We start from the raw sequence: 21,243 nt of genomic DNA, 5'->3' as shown, positions 1-21,243 counted from the left end.
AACCCAACCATCACCCGATTGGGATTATTCACGCAAAGATTGTTTAAAGATCTTTTACCCAAGCAAGAAAATGCGCGACCGCCGCTTGCGTTTGGTTTGGTGACACAATATCGCCAGCAATAATATGGGCAAATTTATCATCAGCGGCCGTCATGCGGGCAATAATGGTCGTGGCGGGACCACCCCAAGATTTTGCAAAGGCAGCAGTTTTTTCCGGCACCACTACCTGATCTTCAAGGCTGTAATAAAACAAGGCGGGGATTTGCACATCGGCAAATGATTGCGCATCCACCGCCCTAACAATCGCCGCCATTGGTATCAGCGCAGTGGTTGGATAATCAATTGTCCAATAGCGGGCATGCTGTTCATTGCGGGGATTACCCTTTTGCCACGATCCAACAACCAGCGGCACCCATTGCCGTGCAAAGGGCCAGGTCAACAGACTGGCTGCACGGCTCTGGATGGCAAAATTTGGCGAGATAAAAATGATTCCAGCAATTTTTTCCATCGCCGCCGTATCGAGGGCGGCCGCAGCCGCCAGCGTGCCGCCGGTTGATGTTGCCAGAATAATTACCTTCTCGCCAATCTGACCACCAATCTCAACGGCTTCGCCTACATCATCCATCCAGTGCGCAACAGTCACCTCAGCCATCGCCATCGGGGCGCGGCCATGTCCGGCAAATCGGCCAAGATAGAGATTTGCCCCCAGGCCAGCAGCCAGCTTGTCTGGCACTGGGCGAATTTCTTTTGAGGTCGCGGTAAATCCATGAAAATAGACAATCGAAATTGGTGTTTTTACGCCGGCTTCACCAGCCCAGATAATCTGCTTTTCAACCCCGTCAATAATATCGTCAAATCGCCCCTCACGCTCGGCCAGATAGGCATCAAGGCCTGCTTTCTGCATCTGGTTTTGAGCCTCACTGCGGTCAAGCGAGATGGTAAGGCGCACCGGTTCACGCGCGCCAAACAACCATATGCCAAGAATCAAAAAAGCCAATCCGGCGAGACCAGCTTTTACCGCTTTTCGTGTCAATTACCCCCCCTCAAGACTGCTGATTAAGCAAGATGTTAATCCAGCGATGCCCCGATAAATTTTACACCATCCCATAAATCTGGCGCCAATCAGTTAAACCCTACGAAATTGACCACCAAGGTCAAATCACTTTTGCCAATAACTGCATTTCCGCCTTTGCCGAAGGCATACACAAATGCTAAACCTCGATCATGGAAACAAAGATTAATCACCTTGAAGAACAGATGGCGATCTTGCAGCACGAAATGGCACAGATGAGCCATGAGGTTTATGCACAGCAAAAAGAACTGTCTCACCTGCTTCTCGAGATCGAAAAGCTAAAGTCACGGCTAGAAGGGGTGCAGCCGGAAAGCGGCATTCTGACAGCAAGCGAGGATATACCGCCGCCGCATTATTGATTGTCTTGCGATGGCGCCCGGATTGCACGTGCCGCAAGCCACCCCAAAATAATCCGGCCACATGGAGACCGACCCAATGACTTTGCCAAAGACGCCATCATTTTCGGTTGCCGGAAAGCGGGCACTTGTTGCGGGTGCGTCATCGGGTATTGGGCGGGCTTGTGCTGCCGCACTTGGGGAAAATGGCGCCGCGGTAACGCTTTTGGCGCGGCGTGCCAGCGCCCTTGAGACAGTTGCCGATGAGATGCGCCAGGCTGGCATGATCGCCGAAATATTACCGATCGACATAACAGATATTGACAAGGTACAGACCAGCATCGCCGCCGAAGGGCCATTCGATATTCTGGTGAATTCAGCTGGTGTTGCGCGGCATAGCACCGCCACCAAAACAACGCCGGAAGATTTCGACTTTGTTGCAAATCTGAATTTCAAAAGCGCCTATTTCCTGACACAGGCGGTTGCCAAAGGGCTGATCACATCCAAAAAAGCCGGATCATTGATCAATATATCGTCACAGATGGCGCTGGTCGGCGGCGTTGATCGCGCCGTTTATGCTGCCACCAAACACGCGGTTGAGGGCTTTACCAAATCAATGGCGATTGAATGGGGGGCTTATGGGATTCGGGTGAATACGATCTGCCCGACCTTTATCTTGACGCCGTTGACGGTGCCAACCTTTAATAACCCTGAACGACGGCAATGGGTTGAAGATAAGATCAAACTTGGGCGCGTTGGCACTGTTGAGGATATCATGGGCGCGGTGCAGTTTCTCGTATCTGATGCCGCTGCAATGGTGACTGGTTCGGCGCTTATTGTCGATGGTGGCTGGACCGCCGATTAGGCCGTCGCGGGACAAGAAAAACAGCTATTCCTTATCCAGACTATCCTCATCCAGATGGCGCAAAAATGCCTTTGCCGATGGGCTAAGCCAAGCAAGGTTACCCCCTTGACTGATTTCATTTGCCATTTGCTTGCCAAGCTCAACCCCCCATTGGTCAAAGCTGTTCACATCCCAGATAAAACCAGACACGATGGTAATATGTTCATACAGCGCCAGCAGCCTGCCAAGCGCATAAGGCGTCGTTGTCTTCCAGCTAATCAGCACTGACGGACGGTTCCCGGGGAATTGGCGGTGCGGGGCCACGGCATCAACAACACCAAGCGCCAGCGCCTCGGCCTGCGCCAGCGCATTAATCACCAATGCGCGGTGGCTATTCTGCCACATCGGATCATCTGGCAATCCGGCCGGCTTGCGTGCCACCAGAATATCAATCGGCACGATATCAACTGACTGATGAAACCATTGGAAAAAACTATGCTGCGCATTAACACCAGCCTCGCCCCAGACAAGCAAGCCTGCGGGCCGGCCAAGCGGATCGCCTTGCCTGCTGACCGATTTACCGTTGCTTTCCATTTCCAACTGCTGTGCCCACGCTGGCAATCGCGCCAAACGTTGATCATAAGGCATCACACCATAGGCCATGCGGCCAAGATAACTACGATGCCAGACGCGCAACAACCCCATAATGACCGGTATATTCTTTGCAAGTGGCGCAGTTTCGAAATGCCCATCCATCGCATGGGCGCCGTCTAACAGCTGTCCAAACGCCTTGCTGCCAATCGCAATAATGACTGATAGGCCAACCGCCGACCATAGCGAATAACGCCCACCAACACCCTCATCAAAAGTAAAAACATGATCCGCATCAAGCCCCCACCCGATAGCCCGCTCCGGATAGGCGGTGACCGCTACCATGGCCTGATTAGGCTCAACCCCGCCAGCCTCTAACCAGCCCTTGGCCAAGGCGGCATTTGCAAGAGTCTCCTTTGTGGTAAAGGTTTTTGAGGTGGTTATGAACAGAGTTGATTGCGGCGCGCACTGCGCCAATGTATCGAGCAGCGCATTCGGATCGATATTACCGACATAATGAATCGCTGGGCCATCATGGGCGCCGGCCAGACCCTGAGTAACCATTGCCGGCCCGAGATCAGACCCACCAATACCAAGATTAACAACCGATTTGATCCGCTGATCAGCCCGTATATGGTCGGCAAAAGCGATCAATTTCTGGTAATCATCGCCGCGCCGATAATCCGGCGTGCGAAGGCGACAATGTAAAACTGGCCGGTTCTCGCTGAGATTGATCGGTTTGCCAGCCAGCAATGCATCAATAAAATTTGGCAGCGCTTTCGCCTCAGCCAGCAAAAGCAGCCGGTTCATAATATCATCTGTCACGGGTTGGCGCGTGCAATCAACCATCAGATCTTCGAACTGAAAACACAGCGCATCACGTCCGTTAGCATGGATCAAATCGCGCAGATGCACCGATGCGATGCCATCTGCATGGCGGCGCAACTCGGCTTCGATCTTGTCGAGCTTTGTGTTTTGATTTGCCATCTGCGACGCCCCGAGCCCAAACCAGCCACGGTCTTAACCACGGCCTTAATTAGCAACGAGCTACCATCATAGATTCAACGCAATGATGCAACCCAGTTTCGGGCAAGAAAATTGTGATAGATGAAAAACAGCCCCTCGCCCCGATGCTGCAAACGCCCCAGAACGATGCGATAAACCCAATTACGCAACGTTAATTTGTGCTGGATGCACCTGTTTCACATTCCGGCGACCTGGCGTTTGATGCAATGCAGATCGCACCAGCGATTCGTGATCTATCCCAAAATGCCGGTATAGATCGATAACACGGCCGGTCTGGCCAAACGTCTCAACGCCATGGCCGGTTGTTGGATTACCCCGCACCCCACCAAGCCATGCCAATGTGGCAGGATGCCCGTCGATAACCGTTAGAATTGACGCATGATGCGGCACATCAGCCAATAGCTTTTCGATATGCGAGATCCGGTTCTGGCTCTTGCTGGCAGCATTAAAATCGGCATAGATGCGGTCGGCCGAGGTTACCGCAAGAACCCCGATATCACGGCGAAATTCAGCAAGACGGCCGGCCGCGTGAATCGCCTCTTCGGCAATCACGCCCTGATAGGCAATCACCAATTCGCAATTTGGCCCGGGACGCCGAAGCCAATAAGCGCCATCAATGATATCCTGCGCCAATGCCGAATCAATACGGCGCTGTGGCTGTTCAATTGGCCTAGTCGACAGCCGCAGATAGACCGAGCCACCATCATCGGCCTGCATATGCGCCAGCCCCCATTCCATGATCACCGCCAATTCATCAATAAATGCCGGCTCAAAACTGCTGAGACCGTCCTGACTCATGCCGATTAGCGGTGTGCCAATCGATTGATGCGCGCCGCCTTCCGGCGCAAGGGTGACACCAGATGGGGTGCCAACAATCATAAATCTTGAATCTTGATAACAAGCGTAATTCAGCGCATCCAATCCACGGCAAACAAACGGATCATAAACCGTGCCAATTGGCAAAAGCCGCTTGCCGAATAGCTCGGTTGATAAGCCGGCAGCAGCAAGCGCCAGAAACAGATTCATTTCGGCAATGCCCAGCTCAATATGCTGGCCGCTTGCATCAAATTCCCATTTGGCAGTTGATGGAATTTTTGAGTCTTTAAACACATCGCGGATCGGAATACGGGCAAACAGCTTTTTGCGGTTAATCCATGAACCTAGACTGGTGGTGCCCGAAACATCTGGGCTAAGGGTCACAAGACGTTCGGCAATCACATCATCACGGCGCGCGATAATATCCAGTATTTTACCAAAACCCGCCTGCGTCGAAGCAGATTTCGACGCATCAAGTGCCAGTGGCGGCACATCAATCACCGCATCATCAAAACGGCGTGTCTTGGTCTTGAAAAAGCGCACCTGATCCAGCCATTGCTGAAAACCTTGCGGATCATCCACCGCCTCCAACCGGTCCCATTCGCGGCCGACGCGAACACCCATATCAGATTGCCATTGCTGCATCTGTTGCGGTGTCATCAAGCCACCGTGATTGTCTTTGTGGCCGGCAATTGGTGTTCCCCACCCCTTGATTGTATAGGCCAGAAAACAGACCGGACGATCATGGTCAATTGCGGCAAATTGCGTCGCCATTGTCTCAACGCAATTACCGCCCAGATTTTCCATCAATCGCGCCAGTTCATCGTCACTGCGCCGATCAAGGAATGCGGTAAAATCACCCTGATCACCAAGATCATCAAGCAAACGCTCACGCCAAACCTTGCCCCCCATAAAAGTCAACGCGGCATAATCCTGATTGGGGCAGCGATCAATCCAGTCCTTTAGCTTGGCACCGCCAGCCTCGGCAAAAGCTGAAATTTGCAGGGCACCATATTTCAGCCGGATTACATCCCAGCCAAAGGCGGTAAAGGTCTTCTCGGCGCGTTCCCACAGGCCTTCATGGATAATGCCATCCAGCGACTGCCGGTTATAGTCAATAACCCACCAAGTATTGCGCAAATCATGTTTCCAGCCTTCTTGAAGACATTCATATATATTGCCCTCATCAAGTTCGGCATCGCCCATTAATGCGACCATCCGGCCAAGCTTGAGGTCACTGCCCCATTTCTTGGCTTTGATATAATCTTGGCAAAGCGCGGCAAAGCTGGTGATCGCAACCCCAAGCCCAACCGAGCCAGTGGAAAAATCGACATCATCAACATCTTTGGTACGCGACGGATAGGATTGCACACCGCCATAGCCACGAAAATTCTTCATCAGCGCAACATCAAGATTACCCATCAGATATTGCATAGCGTGAAATAATGGTGAGGCATGCGGCTTTACCGCAACACGGTCTTCTGGGTTTAGCGCCGCAAAATACAGTGCCGTCATAATCGAGACCATCGAGGCGCTGCTGGCCTGATGGCCCCCAATTTTAATGCCCTCATCATTTGGCCGCAGATGATTTGCATGATGAATCATCCAATGCGAAAGCCATAAAAGCCGTGTTTCAACCTGCCGTAACCGGGCAAAATCCATGTGACTTTCCATCGCTTAATCCTCATCAAAACATGGAAAGATATTACTATATATTTTGATAGAAAATTTGCCTATATTGCCATATGAAATCCAGTTTTATAGTGATAAACACTAACAATATTATATTTGGTAGCGAAAAATGATTGATGACTTTGATTTGCGAATTATCCACCAATTGACGCTTGATGGGCGGATGTCGATCAATGAGTTGAGCGAACGGATCAACCTAAGCCAGACGCCGGTGGCCCGCCGCGTAAAAAAGCTAGAGGAAAGCAAAATCATTACCGGCTATACAGCGCTGGTGGATGAAACCCGATTAGGTTTCAGTTTTTCAGTCTTTGTGTCGGTTCGGCTTGAGAAACAGATTGACGATAATCTAGCAAAATTTGAGCGCCGGATCAGCACGATGCCCGAAGTGGTCGATTGCTGGCTGATGACCGGCAGCTATGATTATCTGCTTCGTGTTGTGACACGTAATATTGAAGATTATGAAAAATTCCTACTTGGCGAATTGACCCGCACCGAGGGGGTGGCCTCGATCGAATCATCAATTCCACTGCGGCGCGTTAAATCGCAAACTGCACGAACCAGATAGGATTGCATCAGGGTTAATTAAAAGATTTTGACACACCAATCGAAATTGTAACCTTTGGCGGCGTCACACATTGCTTTTCTTCTTGTAACGCCCTGATATGCCGGCGGCGCGCCGGCGCATTGTCACCAAGCTGGGCAGCAAAATCAAATTCGGCCTTCAGCCCCGTGCAATCTAGATTCTCATCACCTTGCTTAGTCAATATTGACCGGTCCGGCGCGGCGCACCCACCCAGCAAAAACATTGATGAAAACACCAGAATTATCAATAATCGCATGGCTAGGGCTGATACGGCACGACTGGTGATTCGGCAACCGTCCATCCAACGATACCATCTGTCAAATGGGTAACATCACTATAACCAAGCTGGCTTACCAACGCATTCCCGATAATCCCGGTCCGGTTTCCGGTTCGGCAATAGAGCATAACCGGTGTATCCGGCGTTGGCACAATGGCGGTAAATTTCGCCTGAAATTCGGGGTGAAGCTGACCAGATTGAGTAAAGGCGGTAATGGTATGCGCACCCTCGATGATACCGGTTTGCGCCCATTCTTCGGCGCGGCGGATATCAATCACCACGACACCTTTTTTCTGTGCAGCCTTCAAATCAGCAGGGCTAGCATCAGCCAGTTTCGGTGGGATCGCAATCGCGACAAGCTCGACGTTAAAGATCAATGTTGCATTTGGCGGGATCACTGATCCGGCACCAGCCGCACCGTAGCCAAGCTCGGGCGGGATTGTTAGCACGCGCTTTTCGCCAACCTTCATTCCCTCGATACCCTGTTCCCAGCCCGGGATTACTTGCCCGCTGCCAAGGGTAAAGTTGATCGGCTCGCCGCGTTTTTGCGAATCATCAAAAACAGTGCCATCTGTCAAACGCCCCTGATAATGCACCGATACCTGCATACCCTGCTGGGCAGTTTCCCCATCGCCCTCGGCAGTGACTTCATATGACAAATTGGCTGCGTTCACACTAACCCCCAAAAACAAAAAAACCGACAGCACGGCAGATAACAGCCCGCCTGTCTCTATCCAGTGAAGAATCTTTATCAATTTCTTTAACCCTTTTTCGGTGGGCCGGTGTCGATAGACCCTCATTCATCTCATTTTTTTACGCTATATGCTAGCCCCCACTCCATTTGCGCTGACAAGTTTAGAGGGATCACACGCGGATCACACGGACTATCTAGACACTCATTCGGGCTTATTGCTAAATCACTTTAACTGTTTTCATTTTCTACGACTTATGTAGGCTAAAAAAATAAAGTAAAAACTAGGGAGTTTCTCATGAATAAGTTGCTAACCACGTTGGCTGCAGGATCTGTAGCCCTGTTCTTGTCGACGTCGGCATTCGCCGCCGATGTGACGATGCGAATTTCATTGCAATTGCCAATGAAAAGTCATTTGGGACAAAATCTTCAGCTCTTCAAGAAAGAGGTTGAGGCGAAATCAAATGGCAGCATTGAAGTACAGATTTATGACTCGGCGCAGCTATATAAAGACAAGGAAGTGCCAGCAGCTGTGGGATCAGGCGCCATCGAAGCCGGCGTTGCTTCGCTAACGCGCTATGTTGGCGATGTGCCAGCAGTTGATATTTTCTATCAGCCGTTCCTGTTTAATTCTGAGGAAAAAGTCCGCAAGGCAGTGGCCAAGGGATCGCCCATTCGGGGGCCAATTGATGAGGCCATCAAGGGCACCGGTTCAAACGTTCTGTGGTGGCAGGCCTATGGCGGTGCAATCATGCTGTCTAAAGGCGGACCGATTTCAAATCCTGATGATATGAAGGGCAAAAAAGTGCGCGTCTTTGGCAAAACACTTGGCCAATTTGTCGAAGCAACTGGCGGTGCCGCAACATTGGTTTCTGGGTCTGAGCAGTATCTTGCTTATCAGCGCGGTACAGTCGATGCCGGCATGACCGGGGTTTCCGGCGTCAAGTCGCGCAAGCTCTATGAGGTGATGGACACAATCACCGTTACCAACCATGCCGACATTGAATTTATCGTTGTGGTTAATTCGAAATGGTGGGACGGGCTGACCGATGGCCAGCGTAAAATCATTGGTGATGCCGCAGGTGTTGCTGAGGCGCATGTTCGCAACTACATCGCCGAGATTGAGGCTGATGCCTATAAGGTAGCCAGGGAAAATGGCATGAAAATTGTGACCCCATCTGATGCTGACATTCAGGCGTTTAAGGCGGCGGCCGCATCCGTTTATGACCAGTATAAAGCCAAGGCAGGCCCGCTTGGCACACAGCTGTTGGACGCAGCATCAAAACTGTAAAACCATAACCAACCCGGCGCCAGTTTTGCCCCGGCCCGGGTTTCTTTTTTCGAGCTGGGTTGCCTGTCTTTACGGCCCAAATCTCTTTTTTGGACTTTCCAATGAAGTCATATATCTCAAATTTTGAGCGCCTAATGACTCTCTTTGCATGGATTGCAGCCTGGCTCTTTGTGCTGTCAGGGCTGATGCTTAGCTTTGAGGTAATCGCGCGCTATTTCTTTCTATCGCCCACTAGATGGGCGGCTGAATTCAGTCAGCTATGCCTGATCTATGGAACGTTACTCGCGATGCCGTGGATTTTACGCTTTCGGCGCAATATTCAAATTAACGCGATCACCGCAAAACTGCCCGACCGTGCGCATCGCATTACCGCAGTGATAACCATGGGCATTTTGATCGCCTTTTGCGTTTATGTAACGATCTACGGTTGGGATATTTTCTATGATTCATTTGAACGCGGCCGCACCACTGGCAGCCTGTTAGATTTACCGATCTGGATCGCCGAATTACCCGTTCCAGTGTTCTTTTTTTGTCTTGCAATTCAAGCCATCATCGAGATTAAAAAATTGATCGACGGGCACCCCATTCCTACGGGAGGGCATGAATGAAACTCGTCATTATTCTGGGTTTAATGTTTGGTTTGCTGCTGGCCAGCCTACCCGTCGCTTTTTCACTCGGCAGCCTCGGGCTTGGGCTTCTGGTTGCTGGCGGGTTCTCGCCGCTAATGGCACCACAAGCAATCTTGTCTACATTGGACGGGTTTATTCTTTTGGCCGTCCCGCTGTTCCTGTTGATGAGTAATATTCTACTCTATGGTGGATGCGGCAAGGACCTCTATGCGGCTGTTCAGGCATGGGTTGGGCACTGGCCGGGCGGGCTGGCGATTGCGACAATTGTATCTTGCGGTATTTTTGCGGCTATTTCGGGCGTGTCGGTTGCCACCGCCGCAACGATTGGCGTCGTGGCAATTCCAGAGATGATCGAGCGCGGCTATAACAAGAAATTTGTCTATGGATTACTTGCGGCCGGCGGCACTCTGGGCATTTTGATACCGCCAAGCCTGCCGATGATTGTATATGGCTTTATAACCGAAGAAAGCGTGATCGCATTATTCCTTGCAGGGATCGGGCCTGGCATTTTTCTGATCGGTTTGTTTATCCTGTTTTCGATTATCTATGCGCATTTCTTTGGCGGCTATACGCCAAGCGCACCAGCAAGCTGGCAGGAGCGACGCCGCAGCATGATCAAGGTTGCCCCGACGATCGGGCTGGCATCGCTGATCCTTGGGGGTATTTATACAGGTGTATTCACCCCGACCGAAGCTGCCGCCGTTGGTTTTGCGTTAGCGCTAATCCTAACGGTCGGGATTTTACGCTCACTGTCATTTGCCAATTTCAAAAAGGCAGTTTTTGAGGCGATGATTACCACCGCCGCGATCTTGATCATTATTGCGGGCGCTAAGATTTTCGGAAAGGCAATTACCCTTTACCGGATCCCACAGGAAATTTCGATGGCAATACAAATGCTGATCGACAGTAAAGCCATGTTTATTTTTGTGGTCTGTATTGTGCTGATTGCGATGGGGCTGGTCTTTGAAACCTTGTCGATGGTGCTAATCATGGTACCGGTATTATTGCCGGCGGCGATGAATATGGGCATTGATCCGATCTGGTTTGGCATCTTTATGGTGATCATGGTCGAATGCGCGCTGATTACGCCGCCGGTTGGGCTTAATCTCTATGTCATACAATCCGTCTCGGGGGCACCGCTTGGCGATGTTGCCAAGGGCGTATTGCCATTTTTGGCGCTGATGCTTTTCACTGTTTTCGTGATGTATGTCTGGCCGGATTTAGCACTCTACATACCATTCAAACTTTAATATCTGACAAGGAATGTGCGAAGCGATGGCACCTAAAAACATAAACAAGATGGCCGCGACTCTGCGCCAGCAAATTGCGTCGGGAAGATTTCTGCCAATGCCAAGCTGCTTTGACGGATTATCGGCCAAGATGATTGAGCAGGCAGGCTTTGACCTTAGCTTTATGTCCGGCTTTGCTGCATCGGCTTCGCGTCTTGGTGCGCCTGATCTGGGGCTGATGTCCTATGGCGAAGTGCTGGATCAAGCCCGTAATGTTACCGAAGCCACATCAATTCCGGTTATCGTTGACGGCGATACCGGCTATGGCAATGCGATGAACGTCTATCGCACAGTCAGCGGCTTTGCCAGAGTTGGATGTGCCGGCGTTCTGATCGAAGACCAGCTATCACCAAAACGCTGTGGGCATACGCCGGGCAAAGATGTTGTCAGCCGCGAGGAAGCCTTTGACCGGATTCAGGCGGCGGTTGATGCCAGCCGCGAAGATACCGATATCGTCATCATGGGGCGTACCGATGCCAATCACACGCATGGGCTAAGCGAGGCCATCTATCGCGGGCAGCGTTATCACGAGCTGGGTGCCGAAATTATTTTTATTGAAGCACCGAAATCAATTGATGAAATGCGCACCCTTTGCCGCGAGGTCCCGGGATGCAAATTGGCCAATATTGTCGAGGGCGGCCTAACACCTGATTTGCCGATGGGCGAACTTGAAGAGATCGGCTATCAGATGGCGGTCTATCCATTGACTCTTTTGGCGGCATCAATGCAAGCGATGAAATTGGCGCTTGATCACATCAAAACTGACACACGACAAGATGCTGGTCTGATGGATTTCTCCGAACTGCGACACCGGATCGGCTTTGATGATTATTATGAGGCATCATCACGCTATGAGACATCCTATCGCAAATGACGGCCGTTGGGCGTTGGCAATTTCGTCAAATACACCAGATGATGTTACCGGTTTTCCGTGGGCGCTATGTTGGGCAATGACACGCAACTGATCGAGGCTGTTATGCGCAAATCCATATCAACATTATTTCTGGCAACAGGTCTATTTGTGTCGACCATTGCAACCGGTCAGGCCAAAACACCAATCTATTGTGAGACGACGCAGATTCTGCAAACGGAACGGCATAAAATTATTACGTCAAAAAATGAAACATTTAGAATGACCGTATCAAACGATATTGTGGCGTTCGGCATCAATGGATTTACCGGTGGAACCAACGCATTCAAGATCTCGCAATTTGAGACACTGACTGACTGGCAGGCCGATTATGACCGGTTTTATATTTCATTTTTAGATGGGAACTTTTATTTTGCTGCCGTTTTCCCGCACAGCTCACGGGCTGTTAGCGCAAAGTGCCAGATATATTGAACAAAAAAGCGCCGCATAAAATGCGACGCTTTTCTCAGGTTTCAATGTAATCAGATATTGCCTTTAGACATCTCGGACGCAATCCGTTCCGCCTGACGAATGGCAAGCGCGACAATTGTCAATGTCGGGTTTTCTGCGGCTCCAGTGGTAAACTGGCTGCCATCCGATACAAACAGGTTCTTGATATCGTGCGTTTGTCCCCATTTATTGACAACCCCATCACGCGCCTTGGCAGACATTCTGTTAGTGCCAAGATTATGTGTAGACGGGTATGGCGGTGTTGGGAATGTTCTGACCGCACCCACGGCATCATAGATTGCGGCACCCTGCTTGTAGGCGTGGTTACGCATTGCGATATCGTTTGGATGATCGTCGAAATGGACATTAGGGGTTGGCAAGCCAAACTGATCCTTAACATCGTAATTTAACGACACACGGTTTGTTTCTTGCGGCATATCTTCACCAACAATCCACATCCCAGCCATGTTCTCATATTGATCGAGAGCTGACGTGAACTCACGCCCCCACGCGCCAGGATCAAGGAACGCCGCCATAAACGGAATACCAAGCGACAATGTTTCTAGCTCATAGCCGCCAACAAACCCACGCGATGGATCATGCCGAGATTCGTCTTGGATGATGCCCGCCATCGTCGTGCCACGCCACATTCTAACCGGCTTGTCGAAAGTTGCATAAACAGATCCCGTCATGTGGCGCATATAATTCCGGCCAACCTGACCAGAAGAATTTGCCAATCCATCAGGGAACATCGATGATGCCGAATTCAACAGCAGGCGCGGGCTTTCGATTGAGTTTCCGGCAACGCAAACAATCCGCGCTTTTTGAACATGCTGTTTGCCATCTGCATCAGCATAAACAACGCCAGTAACCTTACCAGATGCGTCATGTTCAATCTTCAAGGCTTGCGAATTGATCCGAACCTCAAGATTTCCGGTGGCTTCACCAACAGGAATCTCATTATAGCCAGCTGACCATTTCGCCCCCCATTTACATCCTTGAAAACAGAAACCTGTCTGCTGACACGCAACAAAATCATCATAATCTTTTGAATTGATTGCCATGCGTCCGGTATGAACATTCTTGTAACCGAGTTTTTTAGCACCAGCCTCAAACACTTTATAATTATTGTTCCCCGGAAGCCCGTCACGGCCACCCGTTCGGGTAACGCGAAGTTTGTCTTCGGCCTTTGTGTAATAGGGGTCCATGGTTTTTGCATCAATTGGCCAATCAAGCAGGCTAGCACCCGTTACATTGCCGTAGACAGTCTGGGTTTTCCATTCATGCTCTTGGAACCGCAGCGATGCCCCCGCCCAATGCTGGCTTGAACCGCCAACGCCTTTGACAATCCATGCAGGCAAACCGGAAAAATCCTTTGCAACGCGCCAGCTTCCAGACGTTGAGCGACTATCAAGCCACGAAATCTGGCCAAAACTCGCCCATTCATCATTGACAAAATCTTCAGGGCCATGCCGGCCACCAGCCTCTAACGCTACGACCTTGACACCTTTTTGAGCCAATTCACTGGCCAATACGCCGCCACCTGGTCCGGTGCCGATCACAACAACGACACTGTCGTCCTTTTTATCGAAAGATACAGACATATTACCCCCCCTATACCCACTTAATATCGTTAAAGCCGCGATCGATATAACCGCCTTTACTAAAGCTCTCACCCTCATATCCAAACACTGGCCAAACTGCCTTTTGATTGTAGAGGCCGGTGATCAATCCGCCGCGGATTTGCTGGAAAAACGGGCTGGATTCCAGTGAGCGAAGAATATCAACCCGGTCACGTTCCCAGCCAGCGGCAAGATAGCTTGCATGCCCGCGCCCTTCGGCGGCGGCATTCAAGGCTGCGATACCATCTTCAACCGGTTCTTTCGACTCGGCCGTGTCATAACCCTTTACCGCCGCCGCATAAAATTCATCGGCAATATTGTCATGCGGATAAATATCACGTGCCATTTGAATTAAGGTTGCCATGGTGCTTGGTTTTAGATGCGTGACTTCCAGTGCCCAAGCTGCATTTGATGCGGCAACGAAGCCGCCACCAATGATTAGCAGTGAGCCAGCGGCGACACTCGACTTCAGCAAATCTCGTCTTGTGAGTGTTTTGACGTAACTCATTATTTCCTCCCCTATTTCCTATTTTCCTATTTAAAACGCCCGTGTCTTTGAAGCACTTCGATCTCGTAACCATCTGGGTCTTGAACAAAGAAGAACTTTGCCAAAAGGGCGCCATCCTGCTCAAACTCAACGACCTTTCGCGGCGTGAGTCCTGCGGCTTCAAAACGCGCATGCTCGGCGTCAATATCATCGACGCTGACCGCTAAATGGCCGTATCCATCGCCCAGTTCATAGGCTTCTGTTCGGCCCTTATTTATGGTGAGTTCCAATTCAAATTCAGTCTCTGGATTGCTCATATAGACCAGCGTAAAGCTCTCAAAATCTAATCTATCGGCAACTGCGAGATTGAACGCCGACTCGTAGAAAGCCACTGATTTGGCCTCATCAAGAACGCGTATCATCGAATGTATTGCTTTAGCCAATTCTCCCCTCCCAAAGTTTTTTGACCTTATGGTTGGTAAAATCTTAGGGGGCACAAATTGGGGCGTGGTAGTATTACTTTACTACAAAGGCAGTTTATGGGAAAAAATTTTTCAATTTCTCGTTTGTCTTAGCTGAACGGACAAGCAGATTTGAACTTGGATTCAACGTGATAAGCTGCATTTTCTTAACACAGGCGCAGCGTAGCAATGATGTGAAGTTTTTTGCTTCACCGTGAATTTCCAGAACCTCGGAATGAAGGGTCGACAAAAATGTGGGGGTTGAGACACCTTCCTCTTCGGCCATTGTATCGACAATCGCCCAGAAAGATCTTTCCAGCCTGATCGACGTGCTTTGCCCATTAAGGCGAATATTCCGCGTTATCGGCTCATAGGATTCTTGCGGCTGATTGGCAAATATTTCACACATTGGTAAATACCTCCGTGGCTCTATGTCAAAGCATTGAACCAGCGCGTTATTTTGTCAATAAACAAAATCTGAGCCCTATTGTAATCAACGGCGGGCTGATCACGAGAGCTTCTATTTAGAGTGGTACAATATGCTAAAGATTTTTAATCACTAAAATATTCTCAAATTGCGCCTTTTTTAGTTTTTAACCCTAATTTTTATCATTTTTATAGCTTTAATATACTATCACCGGGCGTAGCGTGAGTTCTTCAATATATGGGATGAAGTGGCAGATATGGCCAATCAAGATGGCAGATCACCCAGGCGAACCAAGGTAAAAAGACAGTGCTTTGCCTGATTCATTTGGCCTGATGATTTTGGCGCTATGATTTTTTTTGGGAAAACTGCCAACAAGAATCGCCAAATTTTTGAAATAGCAGCCGGTTCAGATAATTTTCCACGCGCTCTGGGTGAAACTCGGCGTGCCACTGTATTCCCACGGCAAAGGAGTTATAGCCATCTATCGTGATCGCCTCAATAAGCCCATCATGTGAATAGGCCTCGACCGAGAGCCCTGCGCCTAATTGGTCAATGCCCTGACCATGCAGGCTGTTGACGATATAGCTATCCTGTCCCAGCGCCTTTCGTATGAAACTATGTTCGGTAAATGCAATCTGGTGTCGAGGCTTGAAGATTTCCTCCAACGGCGCATCGTCATTTTGGGGCATTCGGTGATCATCTTTATCTGCTTGTTGATGCACCCGATAAAAAAGCGTGCCGCCATAGGCAACATTGATCTCTTGAATACCGCGGCAAATTCCAAAGATCGGCATTTCACGTCGGACAGCCTGCGGGATGATATCCAGCACGGTTCGATCCCTGTCCGGATCAATAGGCTCATCATCCGGAAAATCTTGTCCGTTGAAATGATGCGGCTCTACATTGGCCCTGCCCCCGGTTAGGACAATCCCATCTAGCATATCAAGCAAGGCGCCAAGATCATTGTCTCTGATACAGGTGGGAATCAGAATTGGCACAACATTGGCGAAATTCATCACCGATTCGACGTAACGTTTTCCAGTAGAATGCGATAGCTGTCTGCCGTTAAAGCCGACGGTTTCATTCGTAATAACTCCAACGATTGGTTTACGTTCCATTGACCTGCCCTGATATGCGCATCGTTCTATGAGTGTCTGATCGAAGAGTTTTGATCATGCTGGCACAGCCAAGAATAGCCACATTACTGGGATAATTGACAGCCCTTTTCGCGGTAGCTGGTCGGGCTGGCTAGACGGGCTGGCTGGGTTTCCTTTTTTATGATTTGCCGTGCTGACAACTCTATTATGCGATGAACGCAATGCATCGCCTAATTGAAATTACCACCGCAATACCCATTTTGTCTAAGAGCCACCCATGAACCTCATTTGAAGGACGTTGATTATGAAGGCTAACAAAATTATCCATATCGTTGCCACCATTCTGGCGATTTCATTTAGCACAGCGGCCGTTGCCGCCGGCAGTGATGATTATGCGCCCACGGCGGCCAAACCAGCGGCATATAATGCGGCAGTTGGTATGATCAAGGACAAGAATTATGCTGACGCGATTATCCAGCTTGAGGCGGCTGAAAAGGCGGCGCCAAAGGATGCTGATGTTCAGAACTTGCTGGGATTTGCCCACCGGAAATCGGGTCAGTTGGACAAAGCCGCGGAACACTACAACGCTGCTTTGACCCTAGACCCCAAGCATAAAGGCGCCTTAGAATATCAGGGCGAGCTGTTTTTGATGCTTGGTGATAAAGCTAGCGCCGAGAAGAATTTACAGAAACTCGACAAGATATGCTGGCTTGGATGCAGTGAGCTGGATGACCTTCGCACGGCGATCAGAAACCATCAGCCGTAAAGGGCGACGCCCTGCGCTTGCTAGAGCTTGATTTAGATCATGAGGTAGCCTGTTTTGTCTTTGAGTCCATTTCCCCAAAACCGACTTGGTAAAATTATCTTAGTCGTCTCGATTATCTTTGTGCTGCTGTTTGCATCATTGGTGGTGATGCATTGGCTGAACAATCCCGAAAGCCTAAATCCGGTATTTGGGTGACCAATATTCAGGTAACCGCTTCATGACAATCTCATAAAAGGATAAACGACGTGCAGCTATCGATTCTAATTCATGCCGCCAATATTGGTTTTATGGTGATGTTTACCGCCGTTGTTGCACCAACGGTTTTTAAGGTTTTGTCGCAAAAGGCAGCTGGTGCATATCTCAGGAAACTATTCCCAAGGATGTTTCTGTTCGGCTTTATAACGTCAAGCTGTGCTGTCGTTGCGGCGATCTTTGAAAATCACTCGATGAACGGATTTATATCGGCTTTTATTGCTGTCGGGTTTTTGGGGAATGCGTTCATTTTAACGCCAAAGATCAATCACTATCGCGATGCTGTTCTAGATGGTGATGTGGCGGCAAAAACGATGTTTGGCCGGCTGCATCTTATATCGGTTGCCGTGTTTCTTATGCAATTGCTTGCCAGCTGTTACATCGTCATTGCGGGCTATTTAACGCCCTGAAGATGTAAGATTCTGGATCAATCTTCCGTCGCACCAGCATGATGGTATCGCCCGCTAATTCATCTCATTGCGGGCTATCTATGGCTTTTGCGTTCACATTTGTTGGTCGGTCCATCACGTCTGCAAACCCAGCCTATCAATGATATTTGGGATATTTTTCTTGAAGTTAAAAAATCCCTTTTTTGCATATTGCCAACAATGGATATCTTCCTGTCGTTTCAGAATATGAAGCTCTAGGTTTGTTCTGGCCGCAAGACGTTTTAGGTAATCCAGATTATCCCCAACAAATGGGTATATAACATCAACGCCTTTGATGCTGGATGACATTTCCATAATATTGTCAGTGTCAATCAGGTTGGCATTAGCACAGCGTGCCACAAAACCTCTGACCAGCTTTTGCTTGAACGCAAGCACCGGCTCACCAAGCGCAATATTACGTTCATCATTACCAAGACATAAAACAAGAATGCTATCATAGCCGGCATAGGTCTCGGGGCTGGCAAGATAAAGATCGGTATCAAAGACGATAAGCGTCGCATATTTGCGGGTCATGCCGCCCGCCGGATCAATGGCAATGACCGGATGCTCACGAGTGCCACGGCACGGTTCGGCATCTTCATTTAATGTATCATCGCCAAACCTGCCATCGGTAAAACGGGCAATATTATCGGCGCGCGCAAGGTAGTGCTTGCCGATTGTTTGCACGCCAGCCACCCAACGCCAGCCAAGCGTATTTGATGCGGCATCACCATCAAGCAAATGCTGCATGAAATACCGCGCGCCCAGCTGCCACGGCAGCCCAAGCGTAAAAATCCAGATACTGGCAAACCACATCCGGGTATGATTATGCAAATAATTCGTCTGTTGCAGCTCGTTCACCCAGCTATCAAAACACGCGATACCCGTAGTGCCGCTGATAGCATTTTGATAGTCAGCATTTTTGGCGCGGTCAAAATCGAATGACACAAACTCATCCCACACGCTCGGCCTATGTTCAAGCCAGCCCTTCCAGTAAATCCGCCAGAACATTTCTTGAACAAATTTTTCCACATTGTCATGGCTGTAGGCCGCCAGAGTTTTGGCAATCACGTCATATTCGAACAGGGCGCGATGCGAGATATATTTCGACAGGCACGAGACATTGCGCCGGTCATCAGGGCCAAAATCAAAATTTCGCAAATGCTCGTATGATTTAATTGGCCCTTTTAGAAAATCTGTCAGATCTTTTTCAGCAGCCGCAAATAAATCGTCCTTACCAGACGGCATGGTGATATGTCTCCGATTGCTGTTGATCTGGATATACGGCCCTTGGGCAAAAGGCCTGCCAGCACATTATGATGATTTATTATGCCCATGCGAATACCGCAAAAATAAGCAAAGCGGATTAGCCGTCAAGGTTGGCCTCATAGAGGATAAAATCACCAAGCGCGGCAACACCGTCATTCTTGCGCATTGACCCAAAGATAAATGGCCTTCCATTGCGGGCGGTTGCGGTATCTGCCGCCATGGTCTCAAGATTTACCCCGACATGCGGTGCAAGCTCGACCTTATTGACAACCAGCATATCCGATTTCGTCAGCGCTGGGCCTTTTTTGCGCGGAATATCACCACCCATGCAAACATCAATCACATAGATTGTCAGATCAGCCAGTTCCGGGCTGAAGGTTGCGGCCAGATTATCACCACCAGACTCAATCAGGATGATATCAAGATCCGAGATAGCGGCACAAAGATCAGCCACCGCCGCAAGGTTGACCGATGCATCCTCGCGGATCGCTGTATGCGGACAGCCGCCAGTTTCAACACCCCTGATCCGTTCAGCTGGCAGGGCCTGAACCCGCATCAGATATTCGGCATCTTCACGGGTGTAAATATCATTGGTGATCACCGCCATCGAAATCCGTGGCGCCAGATAGCGGCAAAGCGCCTCGGTCAAACTTGTTTTACCGGCCCCAACCGGCCCGCCAATTCCCACACGCAAGGGGCCATTGCGGCTGGCAATCTTTCGCGGCGTGCCGGCAGGTTCTTGCTGATGAATATTCATGTTCGATAAATCCTTGTTTCGAGGGTTTCATGCAAGATAGCGGAATGGTCAGCCAGAATCGCATAGCCGCCAATTTCATTAAGCGGTGTTGTTGCTGCCGCATGGGCAAGCGTTGCTACAGCCGGCATTAATCGGGCAAGGATGATTTGCCCATCGGACTGTCCAAGTGGTACCGCCCGCACCGCGACCGAAATGAGATTGCTGACAAAACTTTGCAGAAAAAAGCTCAGGCTAAGCCGCAATTCGCACCCGAGATGCCGCACCGCAAGCCCGGCCGCAACAGGATAGGCAAGCGGCGGGGATAACCCGATATCCAGCTGATAGACCTGCGCGGTAATGCGGGTAAAATTTATCCCGAGTTCACGGGTTTCCTGCGCACGCTCGGCACCCGACGATAACGCAAAGGCCAGCTCGTTAATTGCCTCGATCTCGGCATGTCTGCCACTGGGCAAATCGTCGCCTTTGTTGGCGTGCAGGTTTGCTGCATTATAGGTATTCGCCATCAAAATCGCATCGTTACGACCACTTCCCCCAAGAAGAATCGTCTCAATCCAGTCATGCGCGGTTGCGGCGTCAACAACATCACGCGCGGCAATCGCAGCCTCGATGCCATGCGAATAGGAAAAAGCACCAATGGGGAAAGCCGGTGAAAACAGCGCTGCCAGAACCTGTGTTTGACTAATCGTATCTATTGGTTTTGCCATGATCAATGCGCGTGGCCATGCGTGCGCCCAACACCATAGGCACCGCCTTCAGGATTAAACGGCGCCTCGGCAATAGCCAATGTCGTCCCAAGCCGCACCAGCAAATCTTCCAGAACATGATCGCGGCGTATGACAAGATAATCCTGTCTGATCTCGCACGGGGTGTGCCGATTGCCGATATGCCAGGCAATTTTTGCGAGATTTTTGTGGCGTATTTCTACCACCGGCTCGGCCGCAGCACGGACAATAACCCGGCGGCCATCGTCCAGCAGAAAGGCATCACCAGCATCAAGCGAAACGGTTTCGGGCAGGTCCACGATAAACGGCAGCCCGCAATCAGTGAGCATCCGTTTGCGCCGCAAAAACCGCGCCTCAAATTCCAGCGTGATCATCATATCACCATCGCGGCGGGTTACATCGCGGTGGATATGACCGGCATATGTTGGTTCCTGAGATTTCGCCTGATCCATCGTCTTA

At 50.1% G+C, this 21,243-nt stretch carries 24 protein-coding genes; 10 read left to right on the top strand and 14 right to left on the bottom strand.

What is annotated here, in order from left to right; all coding sequences use genetic code 11:
- Positions 1-43: 43 nt before the first annotated feature.
- Entirely contained in the window at positions 44-1,033 is a 990-nt protein-coding gene (locus AB8881_08100; GenBank protein XDZ62509.1) for an alpha/beta hydrolase, read from the bottom strand.
- Positions 1,034-1,224: 191 nt separating this feature from the next.
- Between AB8881_08100 and AB8881_08095 the strand changes: the two genes are divergently transcribed.
- Together AB8881_08095 and AB8881_08090 are read left to right on the top strand one after the other, a co-directional pair.
- On the top strand, positions 1,225-1,431 hold the full coding sequence (locus AB8881_08095) for a SlyX family protein (GenBank protein XDZ62508.1): 207 nt from the start codon (positions 1,225-1,227) through the stop codon (positions 1,429-1,431).
- A 76-nt stretch (positions 1,432-1,507) separates the two neighbouring features.
- Positions 1,508-2,272, top strand: coding sequence for an SDR family NAD(P)-dependent oxidoreductase (locus tag AB8881_08090; protein ID XDZ62507.1), 765 nt, complete (start codon positions 1,508-1,510; stop codon positions 2,270-2,272).
- Positions 2,273-2,296: 24 nt separating this feature from the next.
- Here AB8881_08090 and pgi read toward each other — a convergent pair whose 3' ends face one another.
- Both pgi and AB8881_08080 read right to left on the bottom strand, forming a co-directional pair.
- Entirely contained in the window at positions 2,297-3,829 is a 1,533-nt protein-coding gene (gene pgi / locus AB8881_08085; GenBank protein ID XDZ62506.1) for a glucose-6-phosphate isomerase, read from the bottom strand.
- A 180-nt stretch (positions 3,830-4,009) separates the two neighbouring features.
- Positions 4,010-6,358: a transketolase gene (locus AB8881_08080; GenBank protein XDZ62505.1), complete on the bottom strand. Its 2,349-nt coding sequence runs from the start codon at positions 6,356-6,358 to the stop codon at positions 4,010-4,012.
- 127 nt (positions 6,359-6,485) lie between these two features.
- Between AB8881_08080 and AB8881_08075 the strand changes: the two genes are divergently transcribed.
- A complete protein-coding gene (locus tag AB8881_08075; GenBank protein ID XDZ62504.1) occupies positions 6,486-6,941 on the top strand; it encodes an Lrp/AsnC family transcriptional regulator in 456 nt (151 codons plus the stop codon).
- A 13-nt stretch (positions 6,942-6,954) separates the two neighbouring features.
- Here AB8881_08075 and AB8881_08070 read toward each other — a convergent pair whose 3' ends face one another.
- Together AB8881_08070 and AB8881_08065 are read right to left on the bottom strand one after the other, a co-directional pair.
- On the bottom strand, positions 6,955-7,215 hold the full coding sequence (locus AB8881_08070; protein XDZ62503.1) for a hypothetical protein: 261 nt from the start codon (positions 7,213-7,215) through the stop codon (positions 6,955-6,957).
- Between the two features lie 2 nt (positions 7,216-7,217).
- Entirely contained in the window at positions 7,218-7,991 is a 774-nt protein-coding gene (locus AB8881_08065) for an FKBP-type peptidyl-prolyl cis-trans isomerase (protein XDZ62502.1), read from the bottom strand.
- A 234-nt stretch (positions 7,992-8,225) separates the two neighbouring features.
- Here AB8881_08065 and dctP point away from each other — a divergent pair, with 234 nt between their 5' ends.
- The 5 genes from dctP (at position 8,226) to AB8881_08040 (ending at position 12,478) form a co-directional block, all read left to right on the top strand.
- Positions 8,226-9,218 (top strand): TRAP transporter substrate-binding protein DctP, encoded by a 993-nt coding sequence (gene dctP, locus AB8881_08060; protein ID XDZ62501.1) that lies wholly within the window; start codon positions 8,226-8,228, stop codon positions 9,216-9,218.
- Between the two features lie 134 nt (positions 9,219-9,352).
- Positions 9,353-9,826 carry a TRAP transporter small permease gene (locus tag AB8881_08055; protein ID XDZ62500.1) on the top strand — a complete coding sequence of 158 codons (474 nt, stop codon included), beginning with the start codon at positions 9,353-9,355 and terminating at the stop codon, positions 9,824-9,826.
- A complete protein-coding gene (locus tag AB8881_08050; GenBank protein XDZ62499.1) occupies positions 9,823-11,097 on the top strand; it encodes a TRAP transporter large permease in 1,275 nt (424 codons plus the stop codon). Before AB8881_08055 ends, AB8881_08050 begins: the two co-directional genes overlap by 4 nt.
- 49 nt (positions 11,098-11,146) lie before the next feature.
- A complete protein-coding gene (locus AB8881_08045; GenBank protein XDZ64536.1) occupies positions 11,147-12,010 on the top strand; it encodes an oxaloacetate decarboxylase in 864 nt (287 codons plus the stop codon).
- 102 nt (positions 12,011-12,112) lie between these two features.
- Positions 12,113-12,478, top strand: a complete 366-nt coding sequence (locus AB8881_08040; protein ID XDZ62498.1) for a hypothetical protein — start codon at positions 12,113-12,115, stop codon at positions 12,476-12,478.
- 50 nt (positions 12,479-12,528) lie between these two features.
- Here AB8881_08040 and AB8881_08035 read toward each other — a convergent pair whose 3' ends face one another.
- The 5 genes from AB8881_08035 to AB8881_08015 form a co-directional block, all read right to left on the bottom strand.
- Positions 12,529-14,100: a GMC family oxidoreductase gene (locus AB8881_08035; protein ID XDZ62497.1), complete on the bottom strand. Its 1,572-nt coding sequence runs from the start codon at positions 14,098-14,100 to the stop codon at positions 12,529-12,531.
- A gap of 10 nt (positions 14,101-14,110) precedes the next feature.
- Positions 14,111-14,626, bottom strand: coding sequence for a Twin-arginine translocation pathway signal (locus AB8881_08030; GenBank protein XDZ62496.1), 516 nt, complete (start codon positions 14,624-14,626; stop codon positions 14,111-14,113).
- Between the two features lie 26 nt (positions 14,627-14,652).
- Positions 14,653-15,048, bottom strand: coding sequence for a VOC family protein (locus AB8881_08025; protein ID XDZ62495.1), 396 nt, complete (start codon positions 15,046-15,048; stop codon positions 14,653-14,655).
- A gap of 94 nt (positions 15,049-15,142) precedes the next feature.
- A complete protein-coding gene (locus tag AB8881_08020) occupies positions 15,143-15,475 on the bottom strand; it encodes a ribbon-helix-helix domain-containing protein (GenBank protein XDZ62494.1) in 333 nt (110 codons plus the stop codon).
- A 362-nt stretch (positions 15,476-15,837) separates the two neighbouring features.
- Complete coding sequence (locus AB8881_08015; protein ID XDZ62493.1) at positions 15,838-16,611, bottom strand: gamma-glutamyl-gamma-aminobutyrate hydrolase family protein; 774 nt, start codon at positions 16,609-16,611, stop codon at positions 15,838-15,840.
- Between the two features lie 283 nt (positions 16,612-16,894).
- Between AB8881_08015 and AB8881_08010 the strand changes: the two genes are divergently transcribed.
- Both AB8881_08010 and AB8881_08005 read left to right on the top strand, forming a co-directional pair.
- Complete coding sequence (locus AB8881_08010) at positions 16,895-17,356, top strand: tetratricopeptide repeat protein (GenBank protein XDZ62492.1); 462 nt, start codon at positions 16,895-16,897, stop codon at positions 17,354-17,356.
- Positions 17,357-17,601: 245 nt separating this feature from the next.
- On the top strand, positions 17,602-18,018 hold the full coding sequence (locus AB8881_08005; protein ID XDZ62491.1) for a DUF4149 domain-containing protein: 417 nt from the start codon (positions 17,602-17,604) through the stop codon (positions 18,016-18,018).
- 114 nt (positions 18,019-18,132) lie between these two features.
- On the opposite strand, the gene AB8881_08000 is transcribed toward AB8881_08005, so the two are convergent.
- The 4 genes from AB8881_08000 to AB8881_07985 form a co-directional block, all read right to left on the bottom strand.
- Positions 18,133-19,284 carry an FAD-binding domain-containing protein gene (locus AB8881_08000; GenBank protein XDZ62490.1) on the bottom strand — a complete coding sequence of 384 codons (1,152 nt, stop codon included), beginning with the start codon at positions 19,282-19,284 and terminating at the stop codon, positions 18,133-18,135.
- A 118-nt stretch (positions 19,285-19,402) separates the two neighbouring features.
- A complete protein-coding gene (gene ureG / locus AB8881_07995; protein ID XDZ62489.1) occupies positions 19,403-20,062 on the bottom strand; it encodes an urease accessory protein UreG in 660 nt (219 codons plus the stop codon).
- The gene (locus AB8881_07990; protein XDZ62488.1) at positions 20,059-20,766 is read right to left on the bottom strand and encodes an urease accessory protein UreF; all 708 of its coding nucleotides are present in this window, start codon (positions 20,764-20,766) and stop codon (positions 20,059-20,061) included. Before AB8881_07990 ends, ureG begins: the two co-directional genes overlap by 4 nt.
- A 2-nt stretch (positions 20,767-20,768) precedes the next feature.
- Positions 20,769-21,236, bottom strand: a complete 468-nt coding sequence (locus tag AB8881_07985; GenBank protein ID XDZ62487.1) for an urease accessory protein UreE — start codon at positions 21,234-21,236, stop codon at positions 20,769-20,771.
- Positions 21,237-21,243: the final 7 nt, after the last annotated feature.

The sequence above is a fragment of the Alphaproteobacteria bacterium LSUCC0396 genome (genome assembly GCA_041228345.1).
In the GTDB taxonomy this organism is placed as follows: domain Bacteria; phylum Pseudomonadota; class Alphaproteobacteria; order Puniceispirillales; family Puniceispirillaceae; genus UBA3439.
The sequence above is the reverse complement of the archived record's forward strand: the minus strand, read 5'-3'. Positions and strand labels throughout refer to the sequence as shown.